The sequence below is a fragment of the Roseobacter sp. S87 genome (assembly GCF_055693285.1).
In genome coordinates this window covers 3,858,448-3,870,782 of the sequence record NZ_JBVFTR010000004.1, presented here as the reverse complement: position 1 = coordinate 3,870,782, position 12,335 = coordinate 3,858,448, and the positions used below count along the sequence as shown (strand labels likewise).

At 58.4% G+C, this 12,335-nt stretch carries 11 protein-coding genes; 5 read left to right on the top strand and 6 right to left on the bottom strand.

Annotated elements, in window-relative coordinates:
- Positions 1-13: 13 nt before the first annotated feature.
- Positions 14-1,006 (bottom strand): BMP family protein, encoded by a 993-nt coding sequence (locus ACZ1HA_RS20090; protein ID WP_472715161.1) that lies wholly within the window; start codon positions 1,004-1,006, stop codon positions 14-16.
- A gap of 259 nt (positions 1,007-1,265) precedes the next feature.
- Here ACZ1HA_RS20090 and ACZ1HA_RS20085 point away from each other — a divergent pair, with 259 nt between their 5' ends.
- The 5 genes from ACZ1HA_RS20085 to ACZ1HA_RS20065 all read left to right on the top strand — a co-directional run bounded on the left by ACZ1HA_RS20085 (position 1,266) and on the right by ACZ1HA_RS20065 (position 6,674).
- Positions 1,266-2,888, top strand: coding sequence for a zinc dependent phospholipase C family protein (locus ACZ1HA_RS20085; protein ID WP_472715160.1), 1,623 nt, complete (start codon positions 1,266-1,268; stop codon positions 2,886-2,888).
- A 158-nt stretch (positions 2,889-3,046) separates the two neighbouring features.
- Complete coding sequence (locus ACZ1HA_RS20080; RefSeq protein ID WP_375228946.1) at positions 3,047-3,949, top strand: metal ABC transporter substrate-binding protein; 903 nt, start codon at positions 3,047-3,049, stop codon at positions 3,947-3,949.
- A 96-nt stretch (positions 3,950-4,045) separates the two neighbouring features.
- Positions 4,046-4,945 (top strand): manganese/iron ABC transporter ATP-binding protein, encoded by a 900-nt coding sequence (locus ACZ1HA_RS20075; protein ID WP_375228947.1) that lies wholly within the window; start codon positions 4,046-4,048, stop codon positions 4,943-4,945.
- On the top strand, positions 4,945-5,826 hold the full coding sequence (locus ACZ1HA_RS20070; RefSeq protein WP_472715159.1) for a metal ABC transporter permease: 882 nt from the start codon (positions 4,945-4,947) through the stop codon (positions 5,824-5,826). The genes ACZ1HA_RS20075 and ACZ1HA_RS20070 overlap by 1 nt, the downstream gene beginning before the upstream one ends.
- Positions 5,823-6,674: a metal ABC transporter permease gene (locus ACZ1HA_RS20065; protein WP_472715158.1), complete on the top strand. Its 852-nt coding sequence runs from the start codon at positions 5,823-5,825 to the stop codon at positions 6,672-6,674. Before ACZ1HA_RS20070 ends, ACZ1HA_RS20065 begins: the two co-directional genes overlap by 4 nt.
- A 66-nt stretch (positions 6,675-6,740) precedes the next feature.
- Here ACZ1HA_RS20065 and iolG read toward each other — a convergent pair whose 3' ends face one another.
- Genes iolG through iolD form a run of 5 tightly spaced genes read right to left on the bottom strand, consistent with a single transcriptional unit; the run spans position 6,741 to position 12,264 of the window.
- Positions 6,741-7,730: an inositol 2-dehydrogenase gene (gene iolG / locus ACZ1HA_RS20060; protein ID WP_472715157.1), complete on the bottom strand. Its 990-nt coding sequence runs from the start codon at positions 7,728-7,730 to the stop codon at positions 6,741-6,743.
- Positions 7,724-8,563, bottom strand: a complete 840-nt coding sequence (locus tag ACZ1HA_RS20055) for a class II fructose-bisphosphate aldolase (RefSeq protein ID WP_472715156.1) — start codon at positions 8,561-8,563, stop codon at positions 7,724-7,726. The genes iolG and ACZ1HA_RS20055 overlap by 7 nt, the downstream gene beginning before the upstream one ends.
- Positions 8,560-9,402, bottom strand: coding sequence for a 5-deoxy-glucuronate isomerase (locus ACZ1HA_RS20050; RefSeq protein ID WP_472715155.1), 843 nt, complete (start codon positions 9,400-9,402; stop codon positions 8,560-8,562). Before ACZ1HA_RS20050 ends, ACZ1HA_RS20055 begins: the two co-directional genes overlap by 4 nt.
- Before the next feature lie 13 nt (positions 9,403-9,415).
- Positions 9,416-10,396, bottom strand: coding sequence for a 5-dehydro-2-deoxygluconokinase (gene iolC / locus ACZ1HA_RS20045; protein ID WP_375228953.1), 981 nt, complete (start codon positions 10,394-10,396; stop codon positions 9,416-9,418).
- A complete protein-coding gene (iolD, locus tag ACZ1HA_RS20040; RefSeq protein WP_472715154.1) occupies positions 10,393-12,264 on the bottom strand; it encodes a 3D-(3,5/4)-trihydroxycyclohexane-1,2-dione acylhydrolase (decyclizing) in 1,872 nt (623 codons plus the stop codon). Before iolD ends, iolC begins: the two co-directional genes overlap by 4 nt.
- Positions 12,265-12,335 lie beyond the last annotated feature (71 nt).

Below are 12,335 nucleotides of genomic sequence, written 5' to 3'. Positions count from 1 at the left end.
GGCCATTCCTTTATCAGTTATCGGATACCGGACGTGCGTCGTTGACATTCACCCGGAAAAGACCGCCGAGGATTTCCTCTTCACGTTCCTTCACCGCAGCCACGGTGTCAGCATCCACAAGGCTTTCATCCAGCACCAGCGAGCCACCGCCATAAGCCATGAAGCTGTACTGGCCGTAATCCGCAGCCTCGAACGTACCGCCCTTCACACTGGCTACGGCGCGGTCAATGGTCGCCTCCATGTGCCACAGCGCTGACGCCATGATCGTGCCCGGATAGTCGCCAGACGTATCAATCACATTGCCGATGGCTTTGACGCCGCGCTCCACCGCCGCATCAGACACGCCGAAACGCTCCGCATACATAACGTCAGCACCCGCATCCATCATAGCGAAAGCGCTTTCCTTGGCCTTGGGCGGATCGTACCAGCTGTCGATGAAGTTTACGATGAACTTCACGTCCGGGTTCACTTCACGTGCCCCGTCCATGAAGGCATGCATCAGACGGTTCACCTCCGGGATGGCATAACCGCCAACCATGCCGATTACGTTGGATTCCGTCGCAGCACCCGCAACCATACCGGTCAGGTAGGAGGGTTCGTGGATCCAGTTGTCAAACACTGCGAAGTTGGGCGCGGACGGACCAAAAGACGAGCCCATCAGGAAGGCCGTGTCCGGGTAGTCAGCGGCAACCTTGCGCGCAGCCCGTTCCAGGGCAAAGACTTCACCGACCACCAGTTCCATGCCCTGTTCAGCATATTCGCGCATGACGCGCTCATAGTCTGTGTTGGCCACGTTCTCCGAGAAAACATACTCGATATCGCCGCGGTCCGCGGCCGCGTTGAGCGCCTTATGGATACGGCTGATCCACTGCTGCTCGACAGGCAGCGTGTAAATTGCGGCGACTTTTGTGGCTTCGGCAGCCGCAGCACCCGCAGACAGTGCCATGCCAAAAGCAGCAACGCCGGCAAGCATCAGGCGCCTGCCAATAAATCCTGTGGTCTTCATGCAGACCTCCCCTGTGACGTTTGTTATCCGGTCACTTGACTGTCCTTTTACCATCCGGTCAAGTTTATAGTCGCCACGATCAGGCATCCCGAAATGGAATGCCGCACAAGCAGGCAATCCTGGCCCGCTGACTGCTGCGATGCGCTTCAGTCACCCCACACGCCCGACACGCGGCCGTATGCTGAAAATATGTGTTCAAAATCAACAGTGCTGGTATCAATCTGAAGACAGCTGACGCGAATTACTGAAGGAGGCCACGTTGCCCCGGTCCTGCAAACTGATTTCACCGTTCTTCAGAAAATCCCGGCTGTCAAAAATAATTGCCAGTATCGCGGCCCTGGCAATTGCCTCGCCAGCCGTTGCGTGGAAACCCACAACGCACGTCTTCATCGCCGAAATGGCTGCGCTTGATGCCCTGGACGACGGCCATATCGACATTCCGGACCTCCAGACCGGCACCGTCCGGCGCTACCCTGTGTCCGCGCAGACGCTTGAGGCACTGGACAAGGGGCGCCGGCACTTTCGCGCAGGCGTGCTCGGCCCTGATGCCTATCCGGACATGGCGACCGGCCAGCAATACATCCACCCCGAACAGACGTTGTCACTGGTCCGGCGCGGATCATCGCAATGGATTGATCACATCTGGAATTCCTTTGACGGCAACGCGAACGAACGTGCGTTTCGTCTTGGGTTCATCACACATGTTGCCGGAGATGTTTACGGCCACAGCTTTGTAAATCATTTCTCGGGTGCCCCGTTCACGTTTAACCCCGCGGACAATGCGATCCGGCACGTCGTGCTTGAAGGCTACATCGACAAGCGGTTTCCATCGGATCAGTTTGATGCCTCCGTCTTCAGAACATCAATCCGCGGCCTTGAGACCAAAATCTACAAAACGATGGTGGATGCGAGACCCGGCACCGCTCTGGACAAAAAGCTGCTGCCGGCCAAAAGCCCCGCCGCACGTCTGTCGGTGCCCCGGATTTTTTCGACCATGCAGCACGAGCTCGATAAAGACATCAAGTGGTACTACAAACGGAAGAAAAAGCTGAAAAAGGCGATTGATGACTGTGACTGGCTCGACTTTTCCTGCTCAAAAACATTCCTCGGCGGGCAGCTCACCACGCATGTAACCATTCACGGGCTCCCGACCACCTACAAGGAACACTGGGTCCGGGATATCGACAGCGGACTGAAAGCCTGGCCCGGCGTCAGTCACCGTGTTGCGCTGGCGCTGTTTTTCAACCCTCAGCGCAAAGCGGATACAGACGAGGCCGACCGGATTCTCACCGAATACGTACAGCTGCATCTGCTCTCTATGGCTGGTGCGCCGGATTTCGTAGGCCTGAGCGCCCGCGCGATCGGCAAACTGATCGATGCCGTAACGCCAGACTTTCTGCTGGCGCCCATCCGGCGGCTTAAGGAAAATCTGCTGAACACAATCCTGATGAGCGCAACCGGCATGACCAAGGACGAACTGAAAGGATACCTGACCCGGCCGGACCGTTATTTCGACACTGCAATGCAGTCCGGAAAACTCGGCGAAAAGGTCACGCTGAAAAGGTTCAATACCGAGTATCTGGGGATCAGGGACACCGCCTACAAAAACCCATCTGAGCATTTCAGGGTCGAGGATGTACCTGCAGTGTATAACACGCTGATCCTGACCAAACTGCTGATGCTTGAGCCCGTAGTGGTCAACCAGGTAATCGCCGACCTTGGCGGCAAGGGCAAAGTGCGCCGGGACAACATTATGCTGGGCTGGGTCGGAACCCTGGACGGGTCCCGCCAGTGGCTTGACGGCATGGTGACCGGTGATGACTGTAGCACCTACATCCGGCTGTTTCACCTGTTACCACGGGACAAGTGCGGCAAACTCTGACCTTCGCTTTCACGCACCGGAAATGCGGCCCCGACGGCAGCGAATTGCTGCATCCGGCGTTCTGCCCGCAGGGGAACGGAAAAGAAATTCCCGCATCTAGTTGCGAGTGATTTGCATTTACAGAAAGATGTACTATATCTCCGTCAAAGGAGGACAGGATGCTGAAACATATTTTGGGACTGGGCGCTGCAACGTTTCTGACAGGGGCATTGGCAACAGGCGCTTTTGCAGAAGACCGGATGAAGGTTGTTACAACATTCACCGTGCTTGCGGATATGGCGTCGAACGTTGCGGGCGATGCAGCGGATGTGGTGTCGGTAACCAAGCCGGGCGCGGAAATCCACGGCTATGAGCCAACCCCGCGCGACATTGTGCGGGCGTCGGACGCCGATCTGATCCTGTGGAACGGGATGAACCTGGAGCTTTGGTTTGAACAGTTCCTGTCCAATCTGTCAGACGTCCCCTCTGCCACGCTGACTGAAGGTATTGCACCGATCCCCATCGCATCAGGCAGCTATGAAGGCAAACCGAACCCACATGCCTGGATGGGCCTCGACAACGCTCTGATCTACATAGACAACATCGTCACGGCATTCAGCGAACACGATCCGGAAAATGCGGATATCTACGCCCGGAATGCGGAAGCTTACAAAGAACAGCTGCGCGCCACCATTGAACCCCTGCGTGCAGCCATCTCGGAAATCCCGGCCAATAGGCGCTGGCTGGTGACCTGTGAAGGCGCTTTCAGTTATCTGGCGCGGGATTTCGGCATGCAGGAGCTTTATCTGTGGCCGATGAACGCTGACCGCGTCGGCACCCCCCAGCAGGTCCGCTCGGTCATCGACGGTGTCCGCAACAATGACATTCCCGTAGTGTTCTGCGAAAGCACCGTGAATACTGCGCCAGCCGAACAGGTTGCGCGGGAAACCGGGGTCGCCTACGGCGGTGTGCTTTACGTGGACAGCCTCAGCGGTGCTGACGGCCCGGTGCCGACCTATCTTGACCTTCTGACTGTCACCTCGCGCACGGTAGCTGAAGGACTGACCGCCGCGACGAACTGAACGTCGCGACATGAAACAGAACGTACAGACCCGCAGTTATCGCACTGCGGGTTTGATACGTGGAAGGACCAGGGGCGAAAGCCCGGGAAGTGAGTTATGCAACCGGTTGAGACCAGCGCTGCCGAAACACAGCAAACGGCTCCGGAAGCCCCGGGGCTTTGCGCACATAATGTTACCGTTACGTACCGGAACGGCCACACGGCGCTCTGGGACGCCAGTTTCGAAATACCCCGCGGATCGGTCACCGCACTTGTCGGGGTGAACGGAGCAGGCAAGTCGACGCTTTTCAAGGCGGTAATGGGGTTTGTCCCCGCTGCCAGCGGACATATCGAAATCCTGGGCATGAACGTACGCGACGCGCTGCGCAAAAATCTGGTGGCCTATGTGCCGCAGTCCGAGGATGTGGACTGGGCCTTCCCGGTGCTGGTCGAAGATGTCGTCATGATGGGCCGTTATGGCCATATGGGCTTCCTGCGGCGCCCGGGTCCGGCCGATCATGCCGCTGTAGATGAGGCACTTCGCCGAGTCAGCATGCAGGATTTCCGCCATCGGCAGATCGGTGAATTGTCCGGCGGTCAGCGCAAGCGCGTTTTCCTGGCCCGTTCCCTCGCGCAGGACGGTCAGGTCATTCTGCTTGATGAACCTTTCACAGGCGTTGATGTGAAGACAGAAGAACAGATCATCTCGCTGCTGCGGGAACTGCGGGACGAGGGCCGGGTCATGCTTGTCTCGACCCATAACCTGGGCTCCGTGCCCGAATTCTGCGACCGGACCATTCTGGTCAAAGGCACGGTGCTGGGCCATGGTCCAACCGACACGACCTTCACCCGTGAAAACCTGGAACAGGCCTTCGGCGGCGTGCTGCGTCACTTCACACTGGGAGGCAACACGCTGCACGACGACGAAGACGGTCGTGAAGTGACCATTCTGACGGATGATGAACGCCCGTTCGTACAATACGGAGAAAAGACCCAGCGTACCGAGGACCGCAAGTGATGGAAGTTCTGCTGGAGCCGTTTTCCTACAGCTACATGACCAATGCGATGTGGGTCTCGGCACTGGTGGGCGGCGTCTGCGCGTTCCTCTCCGCCTATCTCATGCTCAAAGGATGGTCACTGATCGGCGATGCGCTTGCGCACTCGGTCGTTCCGGGCGTTGCGGGTGCCTATATTCTGGGCCTGCCCTTTGCGCTGGGGGCCTTTATCACGGGCGGCCTTGCGGCTGGTTCCATGCTCTTTCTGTCTGAAAGATCCGGCCTCAAGCCTGACGTGATCATCGGCCTGATTTTCACATCATTTTTCGGGTTGGGCCTGTTCATTGTCTCGCTCAGCCCGATGTCCGTGTCCGTTCAGACGATTACCATGGGTAATATTCTGGCCATCACGCCAGAGGACACACTGCAGCTTGCGCTGATTGGCTTCGTTTCACTGGCAGTGCTTCTGGCAAAGTGGAAGGACCTGATGGTCACCTTCTTTGATGAAAACCATGCCCGGACAATCGGGCTGAACCCCGGGCTGCTAAAAGCCGTCTTTTTCACGTTGCTGTCCGCCAGTGTGGTCGCGGCCATGCAGACAGTCGGCGCGTTTCTGGTGATCGCCATGGTCGTGACACCCGGTGCCACAGCCTATCTGCTGTGCGACCGTTTTCCACGCCTCATAGCCACATCCGTTGCCATCGGTGCCGGCACCGCCTTTTCGGGCGCTTACATCAGTTACTTTCTCGACGGCGCAACCGGTGGCGTTATCGTCACCCTGCAGACCCTGATTTTCCTGCTGGCTTTCCTGCTCGCGCCGACCCACGGGCTGCTGGCCAGCCGGCGGCGCGCCAGGATCGTGCACACAGGAGCAGGAAGAACGAAAGATGCGGGGCGCGTATGACTGATGTTCTGATGCAGCCTTTCGCTTTTGCTTTTATGCAGAAGGCATTCATCATCGCGGCAATTGTGTCTGTTCCTGCGGCCCTTCTTTCGTGTTTTCTGGTCCTGAAAGGCTGGGCGCTTATGGGAGACGCCGTCAGCCACGCTGTCCTGCCCGGAATTGTTCTTGCATATATTTTCGGCCTGCCCCTGCTTCTCGGAGCCTTCGCGGCCGGCATGGTCTGCGCAGTGGCCAGCGGTTATCTGGCCAACAACAGCCGCGTTAAGCAGGATACCGTCATGGGTGTGGTTTTTTCTGGCATGTTTGGTGCGGGCATCGTGCTTTACGTCGCCATCGAAACCAATGCTCACCTCGATCACATCCTGTTTGGCAATATGCTGGGTGTTGAGAATCACGAAATCCTGACGTCGGCGATTATTTCAGCTGTCGTGACCGGGCTGCTGATCCTGAAATGGAAAGATCTGCTGCTGCACAGTTTTGACCCGGCACAGGCGCAGGCGTCGGGGCTTCCGGTACAGGTACTCCACTATGGCCTGCTCGCGGCCCTGTCGCTGACGGTTGTTGCGACCCTTTCAGCAACGGGCCTTATTCTGGCCATCGGGCTGCTCATTGCCCCGGGTGCTGTTGCATTCCTGATTGTGCGCAGTTTCGGTGCTATGCTTTGTGTCGCAGTCGCTGTGTGCACAGGTGCGATGTTTCTGGGCACCTATCTCAGCTTCTTTATCGACAGCGCACCGGCACCGACAATCATTCTGATACTGACAGCCGCTTTTGTACTGGCGTTTGTCAGACGTCTGCGCATTACACGGCGCAATTCGGCGCGCGAGACAGCCGCGCACAATATCTGAACACACCCGCTCTGCAGCGATCAGACTTCACGGCCGGCCCATATCTCCGCCCAGGGAACAGGACGCTCAGGTCAGGGAAACAGGAACACCTTCCTCCCATGACCGCGTGGCGGCATCGGCCAGAACCTGCGCGCGCAGCCCGTCGTGGATACCGGGCGACACCGCTGAACCCGACGCCACAGCATCAATGAACGCAACCATTTCGGCCGCATATGCAGCTTCATATCTCTCAAGGAAAAAATGCTTCGTCGGCGCGGATCTGAAACCAGCTCCGGTTGCGACCTCAACGTTGTTCTCGCGGATATTGGCCGCACGCAGCATCCCATGCGAACCATGCACTTCGATCCGCTGGTCATATCCATAAACAGCGCGCCGCGAGTTGCTGATCTGACAGATCCTGCCCGCGGCGGTTGTCAGAGTAACGGCCGCTGTATCCACATCGCCTGCAGCACCGATTTCTGGATCAACCAGCGCACTGCCAACGGCAAATACGGAAACGGGCTCTTCACCCAGCAGAAAACGCGCCATGTCAAAATCATGGATCATCATATCCCTGAAAATCCCGCCGGAGCTTTTGATGTAGCCGATGGGCGGCGGCGCGGGATCACGGGACAGGATCGTCACCAGTTCCGGTTCACCGATTTCGCCCTGCGCCAGCCGGGCCTGCAGATCGGCAAAACCCGGATCAAACCGGCGGTTGAATGCGGTCATAAACGGCACGCCGGCTGTTTCGACAACGCGGATGCAGTCGCGGATTCTGTCGGCGGACATATCCACGGGCTTTTCGCAAAGGATGGCTTTGCCTGCGCCCGCTGCAGCATGGATCAGATCATAATGGGTATCCGTCGGTGTCCCGATGACCACTGCCTCAACATCAGGACTGTTGATCAGCGCGTCGCTTTCCATCACGGCCGCACCTGACAGCGCGGCAACTGAACCAGCTGCCTCGGGAAGCGCGTCGGAAACCGCCGTGACCCGGGCGTTATCCAGTCGGGAAATGGTGCGCCCGTGGACCTGGCCGATCCGCCCGCATCCCAGCAATCCGATTTTCAGCACTGCGTCTCTCCTTTAAAACCGTGCAGCACACGCCGCGTCGCGTCGACCAGCGGCGCATGCATGTCCTTCAGGATCGTGACCCGGTCAAAACGCGCCGGATCGCTGTTCACAGCAGCGCGCAGCGCGTCGCCGAATGCCATACGCAGTTCGGTGCCGATGTTAAATTTGCAGATCGACGAGCCTCGGGACAGCAGGCGACGCTGCTCGACAGGCACACCTGAACCGCCATGAATAACGAGCGGCACGCTGGTCCGGTCTTCGATGGCTCGGATGCGGTCCAGGTCCAGCCCGCCTTCCTTGTTTTCCTGAAGGTGAACATTCCCTACAGAGACGGCCATCGCGTCCACTCCGGTTTCCTCGGCGAACTGACGCGCCTCCTCCGGGTCTGTACCAGCGGACTCCTCACCACCTGAGTAGCCGACAAAACCAATCTCGCCCTCGCAGGAAATACCGGCGTCGTGGGCCATATCCGCAATCGCTTTTGTCTGTGCGATGTTTTCTGCCAGCGGCAGGCGTGAGCCGTCGAACATCAACGATGTGAACCCACTGTCCAGAGCTTCCCGGCATTCATCAAAGGTGTAACCATGATCCAGATGCGCGACGACCGGAACGGTGGCCCGCGCGGCCAGGTACCGGAACATCGCCCCTAGAACGGGAAGCGGTGTATGCGCCCGGCACGATGGTCCGGCCTGCAGGATCACAGGCACCCCTTCGGCCTCGGCGGCCGCCACATAGGCGCGCATATCCTCCCAGCCAAGCGTGACCAGCCCCGCCACCGCGTGGCCGTCCCGCAACGCCGGCTGCAGGACGTCTGCAAGCGTCGCAAGTGTCATTTGAACTTGGCCACCATGTCCTTGATGCCCGGAATGGTTTCAACCTGGTAGGCATGTGTAGGCTGGAAGAACTGAACCAGGCTGCGCTGTGACAGGCCACCCAGAATGGTGAAGTAGTACATCTCATATCCCGGCATCACCGCACAGGGATGATAGCCTTTGTCGATGCAGATCGTGGAGCCATCCATAAGCTGATATGCGTCGCCCGGCTTACCTTCCTCCCGCTGAAGGATCTGAACACCGGATCCATGCTTTGGGCGGAACCGGAAATTATAGGTTTCATCGTGTCGCGTCTCATGCGGCAGATTATCTGTGTCATGCTTGTGCGCAGGGAAACCCGACCATCCGCCCTGCCCGACCGTGAACAGCTCGGAAACCAGCAGGCGACCCACCTTGTCGTGCTGCTTCTGGCCCAGGATATGTTTGATTTTGCGATGGGTCTTTGTGTCGTCTGATCCGTACTGCACCTTGTCCAGTTCGGCCACGCGCACGTCGAAGGGCTCCAGAACCTTGTCATATTTCGCACCCGCAATGAACGTTTCAGTATCGTCCGATACGCACGTCATCCGGACCTTTGCACCGACAGGTGCATAAACACCCTCAGGTTCTCCGTCCCACACATCCTCGCCACGATTGCCCAATGCGGTGAAACTCACACCTTCCACTTCGACATCAACAGTGCCGGTCGCAGGGACGATGCATGTCTCGTATCCCGGCACCTGATATTCAAAGCTCTGGCCCCTGGTCAGCTTGACAATGTTGAAATAGTTCAGCGGAACCGTTGGATCTTCGGCGTCCACGATAGGTTTGTTCTGGTTGTCATGTGGGGCGATATGCATGGGTCTCTCCTCCTCAGGGCTCTGTCGGGCCGGGATGCGATTTCAGGAATTCTTCGAGTTCGTCCGGGTAGGGCATAGCGGGCGCACAGCCCGGTCGGGCCACAACGATGGACGCACAGGCGGAACCGCGCAGCACAGCCTCTTTTACAGTCCGGCCTTCTGACATTGACGCCAGAAAACCCGCCATAAAGCTGTCGCCGGCGCCTGTGGGTTTCACCGCCTCGACCGGATAGATGCCTGTACTGATTTCCTCACCACCTGCAAATGTCACCGCTCCGTCCGGGCCTTTTTTGTATATCACAATCTCTGCGGATGTTTTGGCCAGCGTTCGGGCTTTCTCCAGCCCTTTTCCGATGTCGCCGGCCATAAAGCCAAACTCTTCGTCGTTGCCGACGATAACGTCAGCCATCGCGCCTGCACGGCTCAGCACCTCTTCGGCCACCTGCGGCGATGGCCAGCTGTATGGCCGGTAGTCAACGTCAAAGATGATCGGCAGACCAGCCGCCCGCGCGAGCTCAAAAGCCCGAAACGCAGCCGAGCGCGACGGCTCCGCAGCAAAGACGGTCCCGGCGGTGATCAGCGCGCCGAAAGATGCGTAGTCTACGCCTTCGACATCTTCTGATGTCATCTGAAAATCTGCTGCATTGTTGCGGTAAATGACAGACTGGTGCTCCTCAACACGCGTCTCGTAGACTGCGAGAGATGTGCGGTATTCACCTGTGATCCGTTTAACGTGGCTGCGATCGACCCCATAGTGATCCAGCTGCCCTTCGCAGTACCAGCCCACAGCATCGTCTGACACGGACGTTACAAGCGCGGCACTGCAGCCGAATTTGCACAGACCCGCGGCAATGTTGGCCGATGACCCTCCCATGCCGACATGCACCTCTTTCGCGTCCCGCACGCGGGTTCCGGGCGGATCAGGAAAGAAGTCCATTCCGACGCGGCCGACCACCACAAAGCTGCGTTTTGCCAGAGCCTCAGACAGCATCATACGCCTTTCCGCTGCCGGGCGCGGCCGCTTTCCCATTCAGCATGAGCCTCACGTACTTTTGCCGATCCGGACGTATGCGGCGTCCCGCACTCCCACCATGTATGCCCTTCTGTGGTCCAGCCTTCATAGGCATCCACCTTCATGACAATGACAGATGTTTTGTCAGCCGCCTGAGCCCTCTGGAAAGCATCCCCCAGCTCAGCCGGGTTCGCTACCGTTTCTGCGTGTGCACCCATGGCGGCCGCGTGGGCCTCAAAGTCCACGGCAAAGGCTTCGGGCACTGTCGGCGCATCCGCGATCAGGTTGTTGAAACTCTCGTTGCCGGTGTTGTTCTGTAATTTGTTGATGACAGCAAAACCACCGTTGTCCAGCACCAGAATGATCAGCTTCTTCTGCGTCAGAACGGACGAATAGATGTCAGAGTTCATCATCAGGTAGGAACCGTCGCCCACAAACACGATCGTATCGCGCTCGGGCTCCCTTTGCGCCTGCGCGATACGGGCACCCCAGGCCCCCGAAATCTCGTAGCCCATGCAGGAGAATCCGAACTCTACGTCAACAGTCCCCACATCAAGCGTACGCCAGTTGGCCGTGACTTCTGCGGGCAGCCCGCCTGCTGCGGCGACCACCCGGTCCCTGCTGTCACACAATGCGTTCACAACACCAATCGCCTGAGCATAGGAATTGGGCCGGTTGTTTCCGAAAGATACGTTCTCGGCCACATAGTCATCCCATTTTGCACGATGCTCCCTGGCTGCATCCACCCAGGTTGCCGGTGCTTTGTGCCCCTCCAGCGCCTTTGTAAGCGCGGCAATACCTTCGCGCGCATCTCCGACAACAGGCAGCGACATATGCTTGCCCGCGTCATGGCGCGCAGCATTCAGGGACACAAATTTCGCCTCCTCGCTGAAAGCGGTCCAGGACCCTGTGGTGAAGTCCTGAAGCCGCGTGCCGACCGCCAGAATCACATCCGCTTCTTCGGCGATGGCATTGGCGCTGTCGGATCCGGTCACCCCGATGGGCCCGATGTTGAGTGGATGCGTGGCAACAAGATTTGCCCGCCCGGCAATGGTTTCAACAACCGGAATCTGGTGGGCTTCAGCGAATGCGCGCATCTCATCGACCGCGCGGGAATACTGCACGCCGCCTCCGGCGATGATCATCGGCCGTGAAGCAGTCTTCAGCAGAGCTGCGGCATCCGCAATCTCATCGGCATCCGGCTGCTGACGGCGGATGCGGTGCACGCGTTTTTCAAAGAACGCCGTCGGATAATCATAAGTCCATCCCTGCACGTCCTGGGGCAGGCCAATGAACGCTGGCCCACAGTCGGCGGGATCCAGCATCGTGGCAAGAGCCGCCGGCAGAGACTGGATCACCTGTGCAGGATGCATAATACGGTCCCAGTACCGGCTGACCGGCTTGAAGGCATCATTCACCCCAAAGGTCGGATCGTCGAAGTTCTCCATCTGCTGAAGAACCGGGTCGGGCAGACGCGTCGCATAGGTGTCGCCACAAAGCAGAAGCACCGGCAACCTGTTGGCATGGGCCAGTGCCGCTGACGTCACGAGGTTGGACGTGCCAGGACCGGCCGACGCCGTACAGAACATAAACCGCTGCCGCAGCCACTGCTTTGCATAGCCGGCGGCGGCAAATCCCATGCTCTGCTCATTCTGCCCGCGGTAGAGAGGCAGTTCTTCTTTCACGCCATAGAGCGCTTCGCCAAGGCAGGTGACGTTGCCATGACCGAAGATACCAAACCCGCCTCCACAGACGCGCATTTCCTCGCCATCAATGACAATATACTGGTTTTCAAGCCACCGGATGATCGCCTGTGCTGTGGTGAGGGTGATGGTGTTACTGGTGGTCATTCTCAGTGCCGTCCTTCGGGCGATTTGAGGGGCAGGCCCATTTCGCGTCTTGCGCTGTTCAGAATCCCACG